Genomic DNA, 21809 nt, shown 5'->3' with positions numbered 1-21809 from the left:
GACATTTCGTGCCATTGACGGACGCGATTGACTGACTCTCGCGGCACTCCTAACATGCCTGACGCAGACTACAACGGGGACACGTCATGGCTTTCATCTTTTATCTCACGCATATCCATCTTGGTTTCGACGCGCTGGCGTCGCTCGACGGCGAGTGCGCGCGCATTGACATCAAGCGGCCGCTGATCATCACGGACAAGGGTGTGCTCGCGGCGGGACTGGTTTCGCAGACCGTTCAGGCGATGACTCTCGACGCTGGCGCTGTTCCCATTTTCGACGAGACGCCGTCGAATCCGACTGAAGCCGTGGTGATGAAAGCCGCCGCGCTCTACAAGAGCGAAGGCTGCGACGGCCTGATCGCGGTGGGCGGGGGTTCGTCAATCGACCTGGCGAAGGGCGTGGCGATTGCAGCAACACATCCCGGCACGCTCACCGAATACGCGACCATTGAAGGCGGCAGCAACAAGATCACGTCGCAAGCCGCGCCGCTGATTGCCGTGCCGACTACATCGGGCACTGGCAGCGAAGTAGCGCGCGGCGCGATCATCATTCTGGAAGACGGCCGCAAGCTCGGCTTTCATTCGTGGCATCTGCTGCCGAAGTCGGCGATCTGCGATCCATCCCTGACGCTGGGTTTGCCGCCCATGCTGACGGCGGCGACCGGCATGGACGCGATCGCGCATTGCATCGAAACGTTTCTTGGCTCCGCGTTCAATCCGCCGGCCGACGGCATTGCGCTCGACGGGCTTGAACGGGCATGGGCGAATATAGAAAAAGCGACGCACGACGGCCAGGACCGCGATGCGCGGCTCAACATGATGAGCGCGTCCATGCAGGGCGCGATGGCGTTCCAGAAGGGCTTGGGATGCGTGCATTCGCTCTCGCACCCAATGGGCGGGCTGGTCATAAACGGCCGCACCGGCCTGCATCACGGCACGCTGAACGCGGTGGTTCTTCCGGCCGTGCTGCGCTTTAACGAAAGCGCGCCGAGCGTGGTCGCTGACAAGCGTTTTGCGCGCATGCGCCGCGTGATGAATCTTCCCGCCGATGCAGACCTTGCCCAGGCGCTTCACGACATGACGGAACGCCTCGGCTTGCCGACGCGCCTGTCGCAAATGGGCGTGGAAGAAAGCATGTTCGACAAGATCATTCAGGGCGCGCTCGCCGATCATTGCCACAAGACGAATCCGCGCGAAGCGAGCGCGGAGGATTATCGGCGCATGCTCAAGGAGTCGTTCTGATCCATGAGCCGGCCTGTACCTGCAACGCGCGCGGCCTATCCGCACTTCCTGCCCATCAACACGCGCTGGTCCGATAACGACCTCTACGGCCACGTGAACAACGTGGTGTACTACAGCTACTTCGATACCGTGGTGAACGAGTATCTGATCCGCAAGGGTGCGCTTGATCCGGAGTCCGGCAAGACCATCGGCCTTGTGGTCGAGACGCATTGCAGCTACTTTGCATCGCTGGCGTTTCCCGAGCGTATCGATGCAGGTCTTCGCGTTGCTCGGCTCGGTACGACGAGCGTGCGGTACGAAGTCGGCATCTTCAGCGCCGGGTCCGATCAACCCGCGGCGCAAGGGCATTTCGTGCATGTCTATGTGGATCGCGATACGCGCCGTCCGGTGCCGCTGCCCGACGCGCTCGTGGCCGCGCTCGAGCCGCTCGTGACAGGCTAGGCGCGTCGACCGTGGACGCATTCGTTCAGTGGTTCGCAATCAACTTTCTGAATGGAGTGAGCATCGGGTTGTTGCTGTTCATGCTGTCGGCGGGGCTCACGCTGATCTTCAGCATGATGGGCGTGCTCAACTTCGCTCACGCAAGCTTCTACATGCTCGGCGCGTATGTTGGCTACGCGCTCGCGGCGCGGTGGGGCTTCTGGTTCGCGCTGGTTGTTTCACCATTGATCGTTGGCGCGCTTGGCGGGGCGTTCGAGCGCTTCCTGTTGCGGCGAATCGCAGTGCGCGGCGCGCTTGCCGAACTGTTGCTGACATTCGGCGCCGCGTATCTGATCGCTGAAGCGGTCAAGCTGGCCTGGGGCCTTGCCCCGTTCAACGCGCTTGTTCCGCCTTCTCTCGATGGTCCTTTGTTCACGCTTTTCGGTGCCGCATTTCCGCGGTATCGGGCGTTCATGATGTGCGTGTCCATCGCCATGCTTGTGGCCTTGTACGCGGTATTGCGGGTATCGCGGATAGGGCTTGTTGTACGCGCCGCGCTCACGCATGCATCGACGGTCGAGACGCTCGGGCACGACGTGCCGCGGGTGTTCACCCTCGTCTTTGCCGCCGGTACGGCGCTTGCCGCGCTGGCCGGCGTGATCGGCGCACCGTTGTTCGTAATCGAACCGTCGATGGCAGATAACATCGGGCCGATCGTGTTCGTGGTGGTTGTCGTGGGTGGGCTGGGATCGATCGGCGGTGCGCTTGCGGCTTCGCTCTTGATTGGTTGCGTGCAGACGTTCGCGGTTGGGACAACAGTGTCGCTGGGTGCGATCTCAAGGGCGATGGGCGGCGCCTTGCCGCCTGCCTGGGCCGCATTGAGCATCGCGCAGATCGCGCCTGTGCTGCCCTACGTGCTGCTTGTCGCCATGCTTGCGTTGCGGCCGCGCGGACTTTTCGGACAGCGTAGCGATGACGACGCATAAGCTCAGAGGTCTTGCGCCGTGGCTGCTGCTCGCCGCGGGTCTCGCGTTGCCGCCCGTGTTCGGCGCCCAAAGCTGGCTGCTTGCGTATCTCGCGCAAACCGCGACCATGATCGTGTTTGCGCTTTCATTCAATCTGCTGCTCGGCGAGACTGGCTTGCTTTCCTTTGGTCACGCCGTGTACGCGGGTCTTGGCGCGTTTGCCGCCGCGCATTGCTTCAACCACTATCGCGTGCCATTGCCGTTGCTGCCTTTCATCAGCGGTCTTGCTGCCTCGCTCGCCGGCGTCGTGTTCGGCTTCCTGTCGACTCGCCGGGCCGGCACCACGTTCGCGATGATCACGCTGGGTATCGGTGAAATGGTTGCTGCGGCGGTCTGGCTCGTGCCGGGATGGTTCGGCGGCGAGGGCGGTGTTTCCATCGATCGTGCGAGCGGCCCTGCGATTGCCGGCCTGAGCTTCGGACCCTCGATCCAGCCATATGCGTTGATTGCCGCCTGGTGCCTGCTCGCATGTCTCACGATGTTCGTTTTTTCGCGCACGCCATTTGTACGCGTGGCAAACGCAGTCCGCGACAACCCTGTGCGCGCCGCGGCCATTGGCTTCGATCCGCGGCGCGTGCGCTTCGTCATGGTGGTTATGGCGGCATTCTTCGCGGGTGTCGCGGGCGGTCTCGGTGTGATCAACGTGGAGCTTGCATCGGCGGAAGGCGTGGGGTTGGCGCGCTCGGCAAGCGTGCTGATTGCCGTGGTGATCGGCGGAACGGCCACGTTCTTCGGGCCGATTATCGGTGCCGTGCTGCTCACGTTTTTCAGTGTCGCGGTGGCGAGCGTGTCGCCTGCATGGGTGGCATACCTCGGGCTGTTTTTTGTGTGGACCGTAGTCGCCGCACCGAAGGGAATTGCCGGGGTGATGGCCGAGAGATCGCGCGGCGGATTTACCGGAACAGCGCTTGTTTCAGGTGCTTTCGTTGCGTGGCTGATTGCCATTGTCATCTCGATGGAACTCGCCTACGCACTTCAATTCGATAGCCACGGCGACGGCCTTGCGCACGTCGCGGGCTTGCTGCTCGATGGTCATCGAATCGGGCCGTGGGGCTTCGCATTGTTCAGCGCCATGGTCGCCTTGGCGCTTACAAGACAATCCCGGCGCGCTCGATGAACACCGCGCTCGAACTCAGGCAAATCACGAAGCGCTTCGGCGCCACGCAGATCCTGCGCGGCGTTGATCTTAGCGTTCGGCAAGGCGAGCGTCATGCGTTGATCGGGCCGAACGGCGCGGGCAAATCGACGCTGTTCGATCTTGTCGCGGGACGCACGCGGCCAACGAGCGGCCGTGTCATTCTCGACGGCATGGATGTCACGGGGTTGCCTGCGTATCGGCTGGGACGCATGGGCCTTGCGCGCAGCTTCCAGACCTCCAGCGTGTTCGCCGGTCTCAGCGTATGGGACAACCTTCGATGCGCGGTGCTTGGCGCCCGGACGTCGTGGAAAGCGAGATGGTTCGGGTCGAATGCAATCGATCATGAAACCCGGCGGGTCCTTGAATCAATCGGTTTGTTCGAGCGCAGGGGCGAACCCGCTGCAAACCTCAGTCATGCGGAACTGCGCGCGCTGGATCTGGGGCTTGCGCTGTCATCAGGGGCGTCCACAATCCTGCTCGATGAACCCACTGCCGGCATGAACCGCTCGGAAGCGGCGCGTGCACTCGCGTTGATCCGCGCGACAACACAAGGTAAGACGCTGTTGATTGTCGAGCACGACATGGAAGCCGTTTTTGCGCTCGCCGACACAATCTCGGTGCTGGTGCACGGCCGCTTGGTTGCAAGCGGAACGCCCGATGAAGTCGCCGCGAACGCAGCCGTTCGATCGGCGTATCTCGGTGACGCAATATGACCGCGCTCCTTGAAATCGAAGGCCTGAACGCATGGTACGGGTCAAGTCACGTACTGCATGGCGTGAGCTTGTGTATCGATGAAGGCGAGGTCGTCGTGCTTGCGGGGCGCAATGGTTCGGGACGCTCCACGCTTGCCAAAGCGCTGATGGGACTCGTGCGTGCAGAAGGCGTGGCGAATTATCGTGGGGTATCGATACTTGGAAAGCGGCCGCACGCCATCGCGCGAATGGGCTTGGGTTATGTCCCCGAGCAACGCGATGTTTTCCCCACACTAAGCGTTCGCGAGAACTTGTTACTGGGAATAAAACGTGGTGGATCGAGTTTCGACATAGCAAACGCCGAGCAGCTTTTCCCGATACTGCACGAACGCAAGGCCGTGAAAGCGGGTCTCCTGTCCGGCGGCGAACAGCAGATGCTTGCACTCGCGCGCACCTTGGTGGGCGACCCATCGTTCGTGATCGTCGATGAACCTACCGAAGGTCTCGCGCCTCAGATCGTGGCCCAGGTCGCCGCGTGCCTGAAGAGCTTGCAGGCGCGAGGCGTGGCTATTCTGCTGATCGAACAGCGCATGACGATTGCGCGTGAACTCGCAACGCGCATTGCCGTAATGGGGCATGGAACGATTGTTTTCGACGGCACACCCAATGCGTTCGCAGCAGACGAACGCATCACACGGGAATGGCTTTCCGTAGGCAGCTGACTAGGAAGGCGTGCTGTCCCTTTCCACAATCCACTCGTGCTTCGGGTCGTTCTTGAAGTGCCAGGTGCGTTTGTCGCCGGCCATCACGTTCAGATAGTAGTTGTCGTAACCATACGGCACCACGACCGGATGATAGCCGCGCGGCACCATGACCACGTCGTGATCTTCAACGGCCATGGTTTCATCGATATCGCGTTCATCCGTATACACGCGCTGAAACGCGAATCCTTGCGGCGGATTCAGCCGATGATAATAAGTCTCTTCGAGCGAGCTCTCCACCGGCACGTTGTCTTTGTCATGCTTGTGCGGCGGATAGCTCGATGCATGACCGCCAGGCGTCTTCACTTCGACAACGAGCAAGCCTTCGGCCGGTTCGGTTTGCGGAAGAATATCGCATACGTATCGCGTATTCGCGCCCTTGCCGCGAGTCGATCGTTTCATTTGGGAAGGCTCGATGAGCCGCGGTGGATATATCCCGGTAGCGGGCGCGCTTGCCACGCCGATCTCGGCATCGCGATCCGCGCGCACGGTAGCGGCGAGTTTCGGCGGCAGATACACGGCATAGGGCGCGGTGTCTTTGAATACGCTGTCGCGCGAACCGAGCTTTTCCCACCTGTGATCGCCTGCCTCGATGCTGACGGTTCCCGACAACACCACGATGCACACCTCGCGTTTCGCTTCATTCACATGCACGATATCGCCGGTTTCGAGCCGATACGCAGCAAACCCCACATGCTTCCACAACGCGGTTTCCGGCGTGACGCGCGCGATGGTCTGACCTTCGCGCGACGCCTTGACGAGCAGGCTCATGCTGCCTCCTGAAATGATTGATCAACGAGCGCGCGCAGCGTCTTGTAGCCTTTCTCGGCATACGCATAGCTCGTTGCAATAACGGGGTCTTGCTCAGCTTCGACCACCAGCCAGCCGTGATACCCCTGCCGTTTCAATCGCGCGATGATCGATGGAAAGTCGACCGCGCCGTCGCCGGGAACGGTGAACGCACCGTTGATGACTGCGTCGAGAAAACTCCAGTTGCGATTGCGCGCGAGCTTGATGATGTCGGGCCGCACGTCCTTGCAATGAACATGGCAAACGCGGCCGATGTGCTTGTCGAGCACGGCGAGCGGATCGCCGCCCGCGAACGTGATATGTCCTGCATCGAATAGCAGGCCAACCGAATTGCCGGTCAGGCTCATCAGCTTGTCCACGTCCGAAGGCGTCTCGACATAGGCGCCCATGTGATGGTGGTACGCCACGCGAACGCCTTTCGACAATGTGTATTCAGCGAACGTGTCGAGACGTCTTGCGTACTCGGACCATCGATCATCGGAGAAAAAACGGGGGCGCTGATAGAGCGGCCGCGGGGAACCCTGAATCGAATCCGCCACCTCGCCGTAGACCATCACCGTCGCGCCGTTCTTCGCCAGCAGATCCAGATGCGGACCCACGGCGGCGATTTCGTCTTCCGCGCTACGCTCGGCGAGGCGTCCGGAATACCAGCCGGACACGAGCGCCAGATCGTATTCAGCCAGCAACTTTTTCAGCGCTTGCGCTTCACGCGGGAATTTGTTGCCAAGTTCAAAGCCTTCGTAGCCGATCTTCTTGCCTTCCGTCAGCGCGACGCTCAGCGGTGTTTCACCGCCGAGGGAGGGCAAATCGTCGTTCATCCATGAAAGCGGATTGATGCCGATTCGTACGTCGAACGTGCTCATCTTTATTCCTTCGTGCGCTTCGAGCGCACCGTGAGTTTGTGCTCGTAGTCAGCGCGCGCCGCGCGTACCGCTTCACGCGACGACACTTCGGGCACTGCGACTTCCCACCACCAGCCGCCTTCTTCCGTGGGACGCGCGGGGTCGGTATCGATGCTGACCAGATACGATTTCGTCGATGCCCGCGCACGCTGCATCGCGGCTTCGAGTTCATCGGTATTCGCAACATGCTCCGCGCTCGCGCCCAGCGAACGCGCGTGCATGGCGAAGTCGATGAACGGCGCGCCTTCAGGACCCTGGCGGCAATCGGCTATCAGGTTGTTGAACGGCGCGCCGCCGCACGCTTGCTGCAAGCGGTTGATGCAACCGTAACCACGGTTGTCGAGCAGCACGACGATGATCTTCGCCCCAAGCATGACGGAGGTAGCCAGTTCGCTGTTCATCATCAGATAGCTGCCGTCGCCAATAATCACGATCACTTCGCGCTCAGGCCGCGCGAGTTTCGTACCCAACGCACCGGCAATTTCATAACCCATGCACGAGTAACCGTATTCGACGTGATAACCGCCCGGCGTACTCGTGCGCCAGAGCTTCTGCAAATCGGCAGGCAAGGTTCCTGCCGCGCAAACCACAATGTCATTGGCCGCCGATTGCACGCTCGAACGCTGCACCGCGCCGATCACGTCGGCTTCGCGCGGCAATGTGTTGTCCTGCTGTGGCGCGTTCGTCACATGGTCGACGCTCGCGCGCCAGCTATCAGCGAGTTCGTGTGCGCGTGCGGTCCATGGCGGCGATGTACGCCAGTCATCGAGTGTCGTGCTGAGTGCATCGAGTGCGAGCCTTGCATCGGCTTCCACTGCCAGAGCACCTTGTTTCAGGGCATCAAATGCATTTGCGTTGATGCCGATGATCTGTGCCTGCGTGAACAACGTGTTCGATCCCGTCGTGAAATCCTGCAGGCGAGTGCCAACCGCGAGCACGCAATCGGCGTCATTTGCCAACGCGTTCGCGGCCTCCGATCCGGTCACGCCGATACCGCCCAGGTTCAGCGGATGATCCCATTCGAGCGCACCCTTTCCGGCCTGGGTTTCGGCGACAGGAATGCCGTGGCGCTCCGAGAAAGAACGCAACGCACCGGTCGCAAGGCCGTAAAGCACGCCGCCGCCGGATACGAGCAAGGGCTTTTTAGCGGCGCGCAATGCAGTGGCGGCGCGTGTGATGTCATCGGCTGCGGGCGCGGGCGCATGGAACGATACCGCGCGCGGCTCGAAGAACGAAGCGGGATAGTCGTACGCCATGGCCTGCACATCTTGAGGCAACGCGAGCGTGACCGGGCCGCACAATGCGGCGTCGGTCAATACGCGGATTGCGCGAGGTAGCGCGCTCAGCAATTGCGCCGGATGCACGATGCGGTCGAAGTAACGCGAGACGGGTTTCAACGTATCGTTCGCGGACACGTTGCCATCGGCGAAATCTTCCACTTGCTGCAGAACGGGATCGGGCGCGCGCGACACGAAGATATCGCCGGGCAGCAACAACACGGGCAAGCGGTTCACATGCGCCAGCGCGGCAGCCGTCACGAGGTTCGTCGCGCCCGGACCAATGGACGTAGTCACCGCCATCATCCGGCGGCGAAAGTGCGCTTTCGCATACGCTATGGCGGCGTGCGCCATGGCTTGCTCGTTGTGCGCGCGATAAGTCGGCAAGGTCTCGCGATGGGCATATAACGCCTCGCCCATCCCCGCCACATTGCCATGCCCGAAGATGGCGAAGACGCCGCCGAAGAGCGCTTCGCCATCTTCGGTTTGCTGCGCGGCAAGGTAGCGGACCAGCGCCTGCGCAGCCGTCAAACGGATCGTGCTGTTCATGCTGCCTGCTCCTGCGTGGTGGCTTGCGCGCCCGAGGTGGCGCGCGCTTCTGTCCAGGCATCGATCAGCGTTTCGAACGTACGCCGGACCCGCGCAATGAGTTCGGCATCGTCGATTGCGCCACTAAGCCACGCGTGGCTCGGCTCGTGGAAGATCGTGCGGCCGACGGTAAACCCACGGCATGTCTTCGATAAAGCCGCTGGTTTAAAGCCCTCGCAAAGCTGGTCCACCGCCGCCGACAAACCCAGCAACACCACGCCGCGGCACGCCGGATCACGCTCGGCAATCAGCGCATCGACGGCTTCCCATTGCTTCGCGCTCATGGGTTCGAGCTTCCACCATTCAGGATAGATACCGAGGTTATAGAGCCGCTTCAGGGACCGCAGCGCTGTGTCTTCGGCAACAGGCGGACCATTCTTCGGCACGATCACTTCGAGCAGCAGTTCGTGGCCGCTCGCCTGAACCGCGTCGTAAAGCGCGCGAATCTGCGCTTCCTGTTCAAGGCGGATTTCGTGCGGATGGTCAGGGTGATAGTGCACGAGGCACTTCGCAACGTGCTCGCGCGGCCACTCGATCAGCGTGGTTCCAATCGACCGGCCGTGATCGAAGACGAGCGGCATCGATCCCGGCAACTCCACCGGACGCCCGATCCACCAGCCGCGTCCGGTCGCCGCATTCAGCGCGTCCTGACCATAGCGATCATCGATCAACACGCCGATACGTCCTTCAAGTCCGCGTTCCGTTTCTGTTTGCGCCACGGCTTGCACGAACAAGGCCTTGAGTTCGGCAATGCGGGTTTCATCGGCGCCGGTTTGCTGCGCAAGTTCGAAGAACTGGTTGCGATGATCGAAGGCAAAACCAAGCACTTCGTTCCATTGCTTTCGAGCGGGCGTCACACGATGCACACGCGCGAGCGTCGCATCGCGGTCGGGACGGCGCATGCGAATGGGATCGGCGCGGGCGGCATCGAGAAAGTAGGACAGTTCGGCGGGCGTGGGCATGGCCGGCGCACAGCCGTGACGCGACACGACCAGCGCGCCGCATGCGTTGGCCGTGCGTGCGCACGCCTCCATGGGTTCGTCGCGCAGCCAGCCGGCGAGGAAGCCGGCGGCGAATGCATCGCCCGCACCCAGCACGTTCAGCACTTCGACTTCCACGCCGCCGTGAACGGGTGCGTCGTCTATCGACACGGGAATATCGCTTTCGATGATCGAGCAGCCCATCGGTCCGCGTTTGACGACGAGCGTGGCGTCGGTGACGGAGCGCACGGCGGCAAGTGCATCGATCAGCGTGTCCTTGCCGCCGGCAATCCGGAATTCTTCTTCGGTGCCGATCACGAGATCCATCAAAGGCAGAATGCCTTGCAGATGAGCGGTGACGCCGTCGTTCGCGACAAACCGCGTCTCGCCGTCGGCCTTGCCGGTCAGTCCCCACAGCACCGGCCGGTAATCGATATCCAGCACTGTGCGAACCTGATTGCGCCGCGCGTAATCAAGCGCGCGACGGCTCGTGCGGTTGACCTGATCCGTGGAGAAATGCGTACCTGTAATCAACAATGCTTTCGACGAAGCAATGAACGCTTCGTCGAAGTCGTTTTCGTCGACGGCCATATCGGCGCAATCATCGCGATAGAACACGAGCGGAAACGTATCGCGATCTTCAAGGCCGAGCAGGACCAGCCCCGTCAACCGCTCATGATCGATGCGTAGATGGCTGGTGTCGCATCCTTCGCGTTCCAGCGTTTCGGTGAGAAAGCGGCCCATGTGATCGTTGCCCACGCGCGAGAGCATTGCGGACTTAAGTCCTAGCCGTGCGCATCCGAAAGCAATATTTGCCGACGAGCCGCCAAGATACTTCGCGAAACTCGATACATCTTCAAGCCGCGCGCCGACCTGTTGCGCATAGAGGTCGACCGCGATCCGCCCGAGACACACGACGTCGCGCGTTCGCCCCTGAGCGAATCGCGATCCGGTTGATGAGTGCAATGCCATGTTCGATCCTTGGGAATAGATGAAGTGCGCGAGGGAGCCTGTGTTCAAGCCGGGGCATCTTCCAGTTCACTCATCATCTGCTGCATCTCGGCCCCGCCCGCCATCATGTCGAGGACTTCGTTCTTCGTGATCGTGTCTTTGGTGAACGTGCCCATGGAGCGCCCGCGATTGAGCAGCGTGAACGAATCGCCGATGGGATACGCGTGATGCACGTTGTGCGTGATGAAGATCACGGAGATGCCTTTCGCGCGCGCCGTATGGATCAAGCGCAGTACGTTGAACGATTGCTTCACGCCGAGCGCGGCCGTGGGTTCATCGAGGATCAGCACGCGCGCGCCGAAATGGATCGCCCGCGCGATCGCGAGGCATTGTTTCTCGCCGCCTGACATGGTGCCGATGGGTTGATGCGCGTCACGCACGTTGATGCCCATTTCGGAAAGACGCGCGCTCGATGTCTGTGCCGCCAGATCGAGGTCCATCACGTTCAGGAATCCGAAAAGCTTCTTCTGCGGCTCGCGCCCCATGAAGAAGTTCCGTGCGACCGACAGCAAAGGCACGAGCGCAAGATCCTGATACACGGTTGCAATACCCATATCGAGCGCTTCTTTGGGCGAGCCGAAATGCACTGGTTTTCCATCGACGAGATATTCGCCGGAAGAGGGCGCATGAACGCCCGCGAGCGTCTTGATCAACGTGGATTTGCCCGCGCCGTTGTCGCCAAGCAGGCAATGCACTTCGCCACGCTTCAAACGCAACGTCACGCCGTTCAGCGCGATCACGCGGCCAAAGAACTTGCTGACATTTTCCAGCGCGAGAATGGTGTCCTGGTCTGCCATGACCGCTCCCCTTATTGAGCCTGTGAAACGCGACGACGCACGTAGTGATTGAACAGCACCGCGATCAGCAGCATCACGCCGAGGAACACGCGGAACCAGTCGGAGCTGACGTTCGTGTACGTAATGCCGATCTGCACCACGCCAAAGATCAGCGCCCCGAAGCACGCGCCGATCACCGATCCGTATCCGCCCGTGAGCAGCGTCCCGCCAATCACCGCCGCGATGATCGCTTCGAATTCCTTTTGCAGACCGCGATCGGCGGCAGCGGAACCGATGTCGCAGACCTGCAGCACCGCGAACAAACAGGAGCAGAACGCGGTGAGCACGAACAACGAAATCTTCACGCGCCGTACCGGTACGCCGACATTCTTCGCTGCGTTTGCATCGCCGCCGACGGCAAGAATCCAGTTGCCGAAACGCGTCTTCGCAAGCACGAACGCGCTCACCGCGGCGAGGCCGAGCCACCACAGGATGACTTTTGGAATGCCGGGCACGAGCGGTTCGCCGCTATCGAGCAACTTGCCGATACCCATATGCCCGAGCCACGCAAAAAATCCATGCAATGCGACGCCATGAAACAGCGTGTTGGCGAGCCAGTCGTTTTGCGCGAGATCGCCAACGCCGGAAATGATCGTGCGATCCGCGAAGAGAATGGAGAGCGCGAGCGTCAAGCCGCGCAAGATAAACAGGAACGCCAGCGTGACGATGAACGAAGGCAGCCGCGTTTTCACCACCAGATACCCGTTCAATGCGCCGAGCAGCATCGAGCAAATGAAGGCGAACAGGATCGCCACCGACAGCGGCCAATGAAAATACACCGATGGAATCGCGACCATCATGCCGGCGAAACCGATCATGGAGCCGATGGACAGATCGAACTCGCCCGCAATCATCAGCAAGCAGGCACCGACTGCAAGCAGGCCGAGATACGCCGCGACTTGCGACCAGTTCATCACGCCGTCGAGGTTGAACATGCCCGAACTGCCGGCGCCCACGCCGAACACAATGAACACGAGCACCGCGCCGGATATCGCGGCGAACTCCGGACGGTTCAACAGGTGGCCGAACCACGATTGACGCCTGACACGTTCGTCGGCGGGCGTGGCCGTGGCCGGCGCGCTGGCTGAGTCGGCCGCATTGGAAAGGGGAGAAACGTGCTTGCCGGCTATACCCATGATGGCTCCTTGAAGCGCGCGGCCGGCCGCCTGAGAGACTTCGAGCGGCGGCGCGTTGAGAGAAAGCAGTGCTGCGAAACGGCGCAGTCAGGCCGGAGAAGACCTGAAACCCCGCCCGCGATAAATCACCTGTATTGGCCTGCGAATTTCAACACCTTGTCGATGTTGTCCTTCGTGATGAAGCCCGGTCCCGAACGAATATTCTTCGGGCCGTATGAAGGCTGAAGGCCATATGTCGCGAGCCGCGCCTTGAACTTCGGATTGGCTTCGAGGATCTGGCGGATCTTCACCGGATCGGTCGTCTTGTCGTGCTTCACGATCGCCAGCACGGCGACCGGGATATAGCCTTGCAAGTACGGCTGCTGATCGATTGCGAACTGGATCGTGCCGGATTGAATGGCTTTCGCGATGTCATCGGAAAAGTCGAAGGTCGCAAACCAGATCTTCTTTTCCAGACCCATCTGCTGCACGGCTTTCAGCGTGGCCGAAGCAGGCGTCGGTCCGAGCGTCAGGATGGCCTGCGTGTTCGGATGATTACGCAGATAAGCGCTGACTTTCGACTGGATCTCGGTAGGGTCCTGTCCCGAATCGAGCGTCGCCGGTTTGTAATCCACGCCGATGGCATCGGCGAAACCACGGCAGCGATCGAACGACACCACATTGGTCGCGAGATGGTTCACGCACAGGAACGACTTGATGCCCGCAGCTTTCGCTTTCTCGCCGGCCGCGTGCCCCGCGACATATTCAGGCTGGCCAATGTGCATGATCGCGCCAAGCTGCGCACTTTGTTCTTCAGTGCCCGAGTTGATCGTGACAAGTGGAATCTTCTTCGCGGTCACCTTGTTCATCGAACTCTTGAGAACGTCGAAATCCGCGATGGTCGCGATCACGCCATCGTAGTTGCGCGCCGCCGCCTGCTCGATCAACCGCGACATATCGGCGAGATCACCGTTGGGCGGATTGCGGTAATCCGTCTCGACGTTGAAGTCCTCGTCGGCCTGTTTGATGGCGTTCTTGATGGTGTTCCACCACGAGTCGGAGTCCGGCGCGTGGCTGATCAAAACGAAGTGGGCATCAGGAGCCGCATGGGCCGCCTGAGCGCTCAGTGCCGCTGCGCCGCACAAGGCGGCAGCCGCCGCGAGCGCGCGCAGGGCGGCTCGGCCATTGCAAAGTCTCATTGTCTCCACCTATCACGGTTGTTTTTCTGGATGAACATCGGGTGGCGTGCGCTTAGCGTTCACGCCCCTTCGCTCACGACCAAGATTAGGACAAGTCTTAACGCTATGCAATAGGAAGTTTAACTACCTGATGTTTGGAAAATTCATTCCATTTATGACAGGAGATATCTATAATCGGTTGCATCGAATACGGGAAATTCAAAGAGCGCCGCATGAAGGACGACACACAGGAAATGACAACGGACGTCGAAACGGTCGACGAACTCATGCGGCGCATCACCGAGGCTTACGACACGCTCCCGCGCCAGTTGAAGAGTGTGGCGACGTACATGGAACAGCATCGCAGCAACGTGATGATGGATCGCACTGGCGACATTGCGAGCGCGTGCGGCGTGCATCCTTCCGCGGTCGTGCGCTTTGCGCAGCGCTTCGGGTTTTCTGGCTTCTCCGACCTTCAGGCCATCTTCAAGCAGGCGTACACGGGCCAGAACGGCTCGGCGCAAAGCTATCAGCAGCGCATCAGGAAACTTATCGATGAAAAGCCCGGCAAGCTGTCGGGTGGATCGGTCGCGCGGGAATTCATTGCGGCGAGCCAGAACGGCCTGGCCGAACTCGAAGCAGGTCTGGACGACGAACAATTCGAAGCCGCTGTGAAAATGCTGGAGCAAGCCGAGAACATCTATGTGATTGGCGTGCGGCGCTCGTTTCCGGTTGCGAGCTACATTGTCTACGCGCTGCAGCACACGGCCAAGCGCGTGCATCTGGTGTCGGGCTTTGGCGGGATGTATCGGGAACAGATTCGCAGCGTGAAGAAGGGCGACGTGGTGATCGCCATCAGCTTCGCGCCGTATGGCAAGGAGACGCAGTACTGCGTGCGCGCGGCGCAGCATCATGGCGCCAAGACATTGGTCATTACCGACGGCCAGCTTTCGCCGCTCGCGCGTCACGCGAGCGCGCATTTGTTCGTGAAGGAGGGCAGCGCGTTCGCGTTTCGCTCGCTGACGAGCACGATCTGCCTGTGCCAGGCGCTGTTCATCGCGCTTGCGTACCGGCTTGAACTGAACGTAGAAGAATCAAGGGAGACAGGCGGCTATGACGATTGATGTAGCAGTTTTCGGAGCGGGGCGCATCGGCAAGATCCATGCGGCGAATCTGGCGAAACAGCCGGGCGTGCGGCTGAAATATGTCGTGGATGTGAACAAGGAAGCCGCCGCCGCGCTGGCTGCGCTCCACGGTGCGCAAGTGGCGGACGTGGAAGGCGCGCTCGGCGATGCGTCCATCGGCGCGACGGTGGTCTGTTCGAGCACCGATACCCACGCCGATCTGATCCTGAAATCGGCGGCGCAAAAGAAACACGTGTTCTGCGAAAAGCCCGTCGACCTGACGCTGGAACGTGCGCGCGCTTGCGCCGATGCCGTCGCGAAAGCCGACGTGGTATGCATGATAGGGTTCCAGCGCCGCTTCGATCCAACCTTTTCCGCATTGAAGGCGCGCGTGGATGCGGGCGAAATCGGCGATCCGGAAATGCTGGTGGTCACGAGCCGCGATCCGGGCGCGCCGCCGGTGGATTACATCAGGCATTCGGGCGGCATCTTCAAGGACATGCTGATCCACGACTTCGACATCTTCCGCTGGATGCTCGACGACGAAGCCGACACGCTGCACGCGACCGGAAGCTGCCTGACCGATCCGGCGATTGCCGAAGCGGGCGATATCGACTCGACTGCCGTCACGATCCGCACGAAACGCGGCCGCTTGTGCCAGATCAACACGACGCGGCGCGCGGCGTACGGCTATGACCAGCGCTTCGAATTGCTTGGCAGCAAAGGCATGCTGCAAGCGGGCAATGTTCGCCCGACCGAAGTCACGGCTTACTCGAAGAGGGCGGTTTCGAATGACGTCCCCGAAGCGTTTTTCCTCGAGCGTTATCGTGCGGCTTATGCGCTGGAAATTGCGCATTTCTTCGATGCCATCCAGGAAGGCAAGCCGGTCCGCACGACCGTCGCCGATGGCATGAAAGCGCTCGAACTCGCCGAAGCCGCCACGCGTTCATGGCGCGAAGGAACCATCATCAAGCTGGGCGCGGCATGAAAGCGCCCGTGCGGATTGGCATTGCTGGATTGGGACGGCTCGGACAGCGTCATGCACGCAATCTCGCGTGGCACGTGCCGGGGGCGACGCTTGCCGCCGCGTGCAGTCCGGTCGCGGCCGAGCGTGATTGGGCGGTCGCGAACCTGCCCGAACTCGCGCTGCATGGCGATTACGAATCCATGCTGCAAGACACATCGCTCGATGCCGTCTGGCTCGTCACGCCAACGTCCTTGCACGCCGATCAGATCATCGCGGCGTTGCGGGCCGGCAAGCACGTGTTCTGCGAAAAACCGTTGTCGCTCGATCTGGCGCAGTGCGATCGGGTTATCGAAGAAAGCGCGCGGTTTCCCGAACTTCAGGTGATGATCGGATTCGTGCGCCGCTTCGACGCCAGTTATCGCGACGCCTTCAACAAGATTCGCGAAGGCGCGATCGGCCGGCCGTTCATGGTCCGCTCGCAAACCGTCGATAAAAACGATCCCGATGGTTTCTTCGTGCGCTTCGCGCCGACGTCGGGCGGCCTGTTTCTCGATTGCAGCGTGCACGACATCGACCTTGCGCGCTGGATGCTCGGCAATCCGCGCGCCACGCGCGTGTTCGCAAGCGGCACGATCGCCATCCACGAAGGTCTGGCGGCATGCGGGGATATCGACAACGGCGTCGCGGTTTGCGAGTTCGAAGGCGGTTGCATGGCGGTTTTCCATGCATCGCGCACCAGCGCGCACGGCCACGATACCCAGACGGAAGTTGTGGGAACGGGCGGGGCGTTATCGGTGGGCAACAATCCGCGGGTGAATCGCGTGGAGATATTCGACGCCACCGGCATTCGCAACGAATGCACGCCGACGTTCTTCGAGCGCTTCGAACACGCGTTCCTGAATGAGGCGGAAGCGTTCGTGGCGTCGCTCAACGGCGGCCCGGCGACGGGTCTCACGCTCGCAGACGCGCGGGAAGCGACACGCATAGGCATCGCCATGAGGGAATCCCTGGCCCGGGGACAAGCGGTGAATTTTTAGGCACTGGGGTAAAATCGAACTCTTACAAAAGCAAGTTCGAACAAGGCTCATTCGATGGAAGTGCACAAGGAAGTCGACGCGCGCGGGCTCATGTGTCCGCTGCCCATCCTGCGGGCAAAGAAGGCGCTGGCCGACATGCAAAGCGGTCAGATATTGAAGGTCCTCGCGACCGATCCTGGTTCCCAGCGCGACTTCGCCGCGTTTTCGAAGCAGACGGGCAACGAACTGGTGGAATCCACGTCGCACGACAAGGTCTTCACCTTCCTGATGCGGCGGCGCTGACCGGCGCGGCGAAATAAAAAAGCCCATGATGAAAATCATGGGCTTTTTTTGTTTTCCAGGCGCCATGACGGCGCCTGAAGCAGTCCTTACCCGACCAGATGCGGCGAGCGCGTGTTCAGATATTCCTGGAAGTCAGCCGCGACTTCCGGGTGACGCAACGCAAATTCCACGGTCGCTTTCAGATATCCCAGCTTACTGCCGCAATCAAAACGCGTGCCGTGATATTTGTACGCGAGCACTTGTTCGTCGGCGAGCAGAGACTGAATGGCGTCCGTGAGTTGCAATTCGCCGCCAGCGCCCGGCTTCAACGCGCGAATATGATCGAAAACACGCGGCTTCAGCACATAGCGGCCGACCACGCCGAGATTGGACGGCGCCACGGCGGGTTCCGGCTTTTCCACGATGCCCGACAACTTGAAAATGTTGTCTTCCCACTCTTTCCCGTCAATAACACCATACGACTTCGAGTCCTGAGCCGGGATCTCTTCCACGCCGATTACCGAGCTGTGATAGTGATCGAACACCTCAATCATCTGCGTCATGACGGGCGGCGTGCCGTACAACAAGTCATCGGCCAGGATGACGGCGAACGGGTTGTCGCCCACCAGCTTTTCCGCGCACAGCACCGCGTGGCCGAGGCCGAGCGCTTCTGCCTGACGCACGTAGAAACAGTCCACGTGGCTTGGCTTGATGCTGCGAACGAGGTCGAGCAGTTTTTGCTTGCCGCGCGCTTCCAGTTCGGCTTCGATCTCATACGATTTGTCGAAGTGATCTTCGATGGCGCGCTTGCTGCGCCCGGTCACGAAAATCATTTCCGTGATGCCGGCCGCCATGGCTTCTTCCACCGCGTATTGAATCAGCGGCTTGTCGACGACGGGCAGCATTTCCTTCGGGCTGGCCTTGGTCGCGGGGAGGAACCGGGTACCGAGACCCGCAACCGGGAAAACCGCTTTCGTAACTTTTAGCATTTGATGACCCTGATCCTCTTATCGTGTTTAAACGTCAAGCCTGAAATTCGTGGGCTGGCAAGCCAATGCCATGATGCAGGTTGAGGCGTTGATAAAAAAGTGCGACGAGATTAATTCTTCACGCGTCGAAGTGCACTTTGCTATAGACGAAACAAGTCGTGGGTAAGTTTCCAGTCGTGCCACCGCGTTGAAACATCAGGCCGGCAAGCGTGAAAGCTGCGCTTTCAGCTTGTCAGCCGTCGACTCGAATTCAACCAGCCGCTTGCGTTCCTGTTCAACCACGGCGGCCGGCGCGCGGGCCACAAAACTCTCGTTTTCCAGCTTCACACGGGCACGACCGATTTCCTGCGTCAAGCGGTCCACTTCCTTCGTGAGCCGTTCGCGTTCAGCAGCGACATCGATTTCGACCTTCAGCACCAGCTTGTTCGATCCTACGATAGCAACTGGCGCGCCACTTGCCTCTGCGTCGAGCGCGGTTTCGTCGGCGATGATCTTTACCTCCGACAAACGCGCCAGCGCCTGAATATAAGGCGCGAAGGATTTCAACTGCGCCTCGTCGCCCGTTGCCAGCAGCGGCACCTTCACCGCCGGCGACAAATTCATTTCGCCGCGCAGATTACGACATGCATCGATCACTGCTTTCAGTTCGGCCGCCCACTGTTCTGACGAATCATCGATTTTCGATGGCTGCGCCTGCGGATAGCGCTGGATCATGATCGATGTCGCCTCGCCGCCATTGGCGTGCTGCGGATACAGGTCGGTCAGCGGCGCGACCTTTTGCCACAAGGCTTCCGTGATGAACGGAATGATCGGATGCGCGAGGCGCAGCACGGTTTCCAGCACGCGCAGCAAGGTGCGGCGCGTCGCGCGCTGCTGCTCGGGCGCGCCGTTCTGAATCTGCACTTTCGCCAGTTCCAGATACCAGTCGCAGTACTCGTCCCAAACGAATTTGTAGATCGCGCTCGCTACATTATCAAACCGGTAATCCGCAAAACCTTTCTCGACTTCGGCTTCCACGCGCTGCAACAGCGACACGATCCAGAAGTCCGCCTGGGAAAAATGCAGATATCCGCCGGGACCGCAATCGCCTGCTTCGCATTCTTCCGGCTTGCCGAAACCACAATCGTGGCCTTCGGTATTCATCAGGACAAAGCGTGTAGCGTTCCAGAGTTTGTTGCAAAAATTACGATACCCCTCGCACCTTGCCAGATCAAAATTCACGTTGCGACCGAGTGTAGCCATCGACGCCATGGTGAAGCGCAAGGCATCCGTGCCATACGGCTGAATTCCGTTCGGGAACTCCTTGCGGGTCTTTTTCTCGATCTTTTCGGCTTGCTTCGGGTTCATCAGACCCGTAATACGCTTGGCGACGAGCGTTTCCAGATCGATTCCATCGACTATGTCGATAGGGTCGAGCGTGTTGCCCTTGCTCTTCGACATCTTCTGGCCTTCCGCATCGCGCACGAGGCCGTGCACGTAGACCGTGCCGAACGGGACCTTACCGGTGAAATGCGTGGTCATCATGACCATGCGGGCGACCCAGAAGAAGATGATGTCGAAACCCGTGACAAGCACCGACGAAGGCAGGAAATGCTTCAGTTCCGGCGTCTCGTTCGGCCATCCCAGAGACGAAAACGGCACCAAGGCGGACGAAAACCACGTGTCGAGCACGTCGTCGTCCCGTTTGAGCGCGCCCGTATAGCCTTTTTCGATGGCTTCCGCACGGGCTTCGGCTTCCGTCTTCGCCACAAAGATCTCGCCGTTCTCACCGTACCACGCGGGGATCTGATGGCCCCACCAGAGTTGGCGGGAGATACACCAGTCCTGGATATTTTCGAGCCACTGGTAATACGTGGTCGACCAGTTTTCCGGCACGAACTTTATTTCGCCGTTGCGCACGACGTCGAGCGCCGTTTCCGCAATCGATTTACCCGGATGGAACGTGCCTTCGGGCGCCGGCTTGCTCATGGCGACGAACCACTGGTCCGTCAGCATGGGCTCGATCACCACGCTCGTGCGGTCGCCGCGCGGCACCATCAGCGTGTGGGGCTTGACGGATTCGAGCAGGCCGAGCGCTTCCAGGTCGGCTACGACCTGCTTGCGGGCGTCTAACCGGTCCAGGCCGCGATATTTTTCGGGCGCGTTGTCGTTGATTTTCGCGTCGAGCGTGAGGATCTCGATCATCGGCAGCTTGTGGCGCAAGCCGACCTGATAGTCGTTGAAATCGTGCGCCGGGGTGACCTTGACCACGCCGGTTCCGAATTCGCGATCCACATAATCGTCGGCGATCACGGGGATCTCGCGATCCGAGAGCGGCAGCATCACGGTCTTGCCGATCAGATGCGCGTAACGCTCGTCTTCCGGATGGACCATCACGGCTGTGTCGCCGAGCATGGTTTCCGGCCGGGTGGTTGCGACCGTTACGTGGCCCGAGCCGTCCGGCAGTGGATAGTTGATGTGCCACAGATTGCCGGCTTCCTCCTCGCTGACCACTTCGAGGTCCGACACGGCCGTGCCCAGTACCGGATCCCAGTTCACCAGGCGCTTTCCGCGATAGATCAGGCCCTGCTTGTAGAGCGTCACGAAAACATCCTGCACGGCTGTCGACATTTTGTCGTCCATCGTGAAGTATTCCCGCGACCAGTCGATGGAGGCGCCGAGGCGCCGGACCTGTCCCGTAATGGTCGAGCCCGATTGCTGTTTCCATTCCCAAACGCGTTTCAGGAATTCCTCGCGGCCCAGGTCGTGGCGTGAAATGCCTTTGGCGTCGAGTTGGCGCTCGACCACGATCTGGGTCGCGATGCCCGCGTGGTCCGTGCCGGGCAGCCACATGGTGTTTTCGCCGAGCATGCGGTGATAGCGCGTGAGGCTGTCCATGATGGTCTGGTTGAACGCGTGACCCATATGCAGCGTGCCGGTGACGTTGGGCGGCGGAAGCTGGATCGAGAAGTCTTTTTTTCCCTCTTCGAGGGTGGGCGCGGAGTAGCCGCGCTTTTCCCATTCCGGTCCCCAGTGGGATTCGATGTTTTGGGGCTCGAAACTCTTCGCAAGCGTGTTGTCACTCATGGGGTGGGTTCTGCCGAAAATTGCGTGTAAAAAGAAGCGGGGATCGGGGGATTATAAGGGGAGGACGGGGGCGGGGTGGCGGGTGGTCGGGTCCTGCTTTTTGCGCCTACGCGCGGTCCCTGTTTGTTGTTCCTCTTTAGCACTGTTAGCCACTATCCGTGGCGGGACTTCATTTCTTTGTCCAACGGCGACAAAGAAACGAAGCAAAGAAAACGCCTTCCAACCGCTAATTCTTAAAGAGACCAAGCGTGCACGCAGATCTGCTTGGGACTTCAAAAGAACCCTCGACGCCATAACCAACAACACCTGAAACCCTCCCCCTCCGAACCCCTACATCCACACGCTTCGCCACTAGCGCTCTCGGGCAAGCACACAACCCCACGAAACCAGT

General features: G+C 60.5%; 19 protein-coding genes. 10 read left to right on the top strand and 9 right to left on the bottom strand.

Going from position 1 to position 21809, the window contains the following annotated elements; translation table 11 throughout:
• Positions 1–86: 86 nt before the first annotated feature.
• Genes gbd through AWB64_RS13545 form a run of 6 tightly spaced genes read left to right on the top strand, consistent with a single transcriptional unit; the run spans position 87 to position 5238 of the window.
• Positions 87–1241, top strand: a complete 1155-nt coding sequence (gene gbd / locus AWB64_RS13570) for a 4-hydroxybutyrate dehydrogenase (RefSeq protein WP_060819717.1) — start codon at positions 87–89, stop codon at positions 1239–1241.
• 3 nt (positions 1242–1244) lie between these two features.
• The gene (locus AWB64_RS13565; protein WP_060819715.1) at positions 1245–1682 is read left to right on the top strand and encodes an acyl-CoA thioesterase; all 438 of its coding nucleotides are present in this window, start codon (positions 1245–1247) and stop codon (positions 1680–1682) included.
• 11 nt (positions 1683–1693) lie between these two features.
• Complete coding sequence (locus AWB64_RS13560) at positions 1694–2647, top strand: branched-chain amino acid ABC transporter permease (RefSeq protein ID WP_075643284.1); 954 nt, start codon at positions 1694–1696, stop codon at positions 2645–2647.
• Positions 2634–3803 (top strand): branched-chain amino acid ABC transporter permease, encoded by a 1170-nt coding sequence (locus tag AWB64_RS13555; RefSeq protein ID WP_060819714.1) that lies wholly within the window; start codon positions 2634–2636, stop codon positions 3801–3803. The genes AWB64_RS13560 and AWB64_RS13555 overlap by 14 nt, the downstream gene beginning before the upstream one ends.
• Positions 3800–4537 (top strand): ABC transporter ATP-binding protein, encoded by a 738-nt coding sequence (locus AWB64_RS13550; protein WP_060819713.1) that lies wholly within the window; start codon positions 3800–3802, stop codon positions 4535–4537. The genes AWB64_RS13555 and AWB64_RS13550 overlap by 4 nt, the downstream gene beginning before the upstream one ends.
• The gene (locus tag AWB64_RS13545; protein ID WP_060819712.1) at positions 4534–5238 is read left to right on the top strand and encodes an ABC transporter ATP-binding protein; all 705 of its coding nucleotides are present in this window, start codon (positions 4534–4536) and stop codon (positions 5236–5238) included. Before AWB64_RS13550 ends, AWB64_RS13545 begins: the two co-directional genes overlap by 4 nt.
• Here AWB64_RS13545 and iolB read toward each other — a convergent pair whose 3' ends face one another.
• The 7 genes from iolB to AWB64_RS13510 all read right to left on the bottom strand — a co-directional run bounded on the left by iolB (position 5239) and on the right by AWB64_RS13510 (position 13995).
• Entirely contained in the window at positions 5239–6048 is an 810-nt protein-coding gene (gene iolB, locus AWB64_RS13540) for a 5-deoxy-glucuronate isomerase (RefSeq protein ID WP_060819710.1), read from the bottom strand. It abuts the gene before it with no gap.
• Complete coding sequence (gene iolE, locus AWB64_RS13535; protein WP_060819709.1) at positions 6045–6950, bottom strand: myo-inosose-2 dehydratase; 906 nt, start codon at positions 6948–6950, stop codon at positions 6045–6047. The genes iolB and iolE overlap by 4 nt, the downstream gene beginning before the upstream one ends.
• A 2-nt stretch (positions 6951–6952) precedes the next feature.
• Positions 6953–8815, bottom strand: coding sequence for a 3D-(3,5/4)-trihydroxycyclohexane-1,2-dione acylhydrolase (decyclizing) (iolD, locus tag AWB64_RS13530; protein ID WP_082850484.1), 1863 nt, complete (start codon positions 8813–8815; stop codon positions 6953–6955).
• A complete protein-coding gene (locus tag AWB64_RS13525) occupies positions 8812–10806 on the bottom strand; it encodes a bifunctional 5-dehydro-2-deoxygluconokinase/5-dehydro-2-deoxyphosphogluconate aldolase (RefSeq protein WP_060819707.1) in 1995 nt (664 codons plus the stop codon). The genes iolD and AWB64_RS13525 overlap by 4 nt, the downstream gene beginning before the upstream one ends.
• Positions 10807–10850: 44 nt before the next feature.
• Positions 10851–11642, bottom strand: coding sequence for an ATP-binding cassette domain-containing protein (locus AWB64_RS13520; protein WP_060819706.1), 792 nt, complete (start codon positions 11640–11642; stop codon positions 10851–10853).
• Between the two features lie 11 nt (positions 11643–11653).
• Positions 11654–12817 carry an ABC transporter permease gene (locus AWB64_RS13515; RefSeq protein WP_060819705.1) on the bottom strand — a complete coding sequence of 388 codons (1164 nt, stop codon included), beginning with the start codon at positions 12815–12817 and terminating at the stop codon, positions 11654–11656.
• A 125-nt stretch (positions 12818–12942) separates the two neighbouring features.
• A complete protein-coding gene (locus AWB64_RS13510) occupies positions 12943–13995 on the bottom strand; it encodes a sugar ABC transporter substrate-binding protein (protein WP_060819704.1) in 1053 nt (350 codons plus the stop codon).
• Positions 13996–14207: 212 nt separating this feature from the next.
• On the opposite strand from AWB64_RS13510, the gene AWB64_RS13505 reads away from it, so the two are divergent.
• The 4 genes from AWB64_RS13505 to AWB64_RS13490 are packed head-to-tail and all read left to right on the top strand — an operon-like array spanning position 14208 to position 17384.
• Positions 14208–15098 carry a MurR/RpiR family transcriptional regulator gene (locus AWB64_RS13505; RefSeq protein ID WP_060819703.1) on the top strand — a complete coding sequence of 297 codons (891 nt, stop codon included), beginning with the start codon at positions 14208–14210 and terminating at the stop codon, positions 15096–15098.
• Positions 15088–16086, top strand: coding sequence for an inositol 2-dehydrogenase (gene iolG / locus AWB64_RS13500; protein WP_060819702.1), 999 nt, complete (start codon positions 15088–15090; stop codon positions 16084–16086). The genes AWB64_RS13505 and iolG overlap by 11 nt, the downstream gene beginning before the upstream one ends.
• Positions 16083–17102 carry a Gfo/Idh/MocA family protein gene (locus AWB64_RS13495; RefSeq protein WP_060819701.1) on the top strand — a complete coding sequence of 340 codons (1020 nt, stop codon included), beginning with the start codon at positions 16083–16085 and terminating at the stop codon, positions 17100–17102. The genes iolG and AWB64_RS13495 overlap by 4 nt, the downstream gene beginning before the upstream one ends.
• Before the next feature lie 54 nt (positions 17103–17156).
• The gene (locus AWB64_RS13490) at positions 17157–17384 is read left to right on the top strand and encodes a sulfurtransferase TusA family protein (RefSeq protein ID WP_060819699.1); all 228 of its coding nucleotides are present in this window, start codon (positions 17157–17159) and stop codon (positions 17382–17384) included.
• Positions 17385–17470: 86 nt separating this feature from the next.
• On the opposite strand, the gene galU is transcribed toward AWB64_RS13490, so the two are convergent.
• Both galU and AWB64_RS13480 read right to left on the bottom strand, forming a co-directional pair.
• Complete coding sequence (gene galU, locus AWB64_RS13485; RefSeq protein WP_060819697.1) at positions 17471–18352, bottom strand: UTP--glucose-1-phosphate uridylyltransferase GalU; 882 nt, start codon at positions 18350–18352, stop codon at positions 17471–17473.
• A 195-nt stretch (positions 18353–18547) separates the two neighbouring features.
• On the bottom strand, positions 18548–21418 hold the full coding sequence (locus AWB64_RS13480; RefSeq protein WP_060819695.1) for a valine--tRNA ligase: 2871 nt from the start codon (positions 21416–21418) through the stop codon (positions 18548–18550).
• Positions 21419–21809: the final 391 nt, after the last annotated feature.

Origin of the sequence: Caballeronia sordidicola, from assembly GCF_001544455.2 — a bacterium.
Taxonomy (GTDB): domain Bacteria; phylum Pseudomonadota; class Gammaproteobacteria; order Burkholderiales; family Burkholderiaceae; genus Caballeronia; species Caballeronia sordidicola.
Note: the sequence above shows the minus strand (reverse complement) of the source record. Positions and strands in the feature narration are given on the sequence as shown.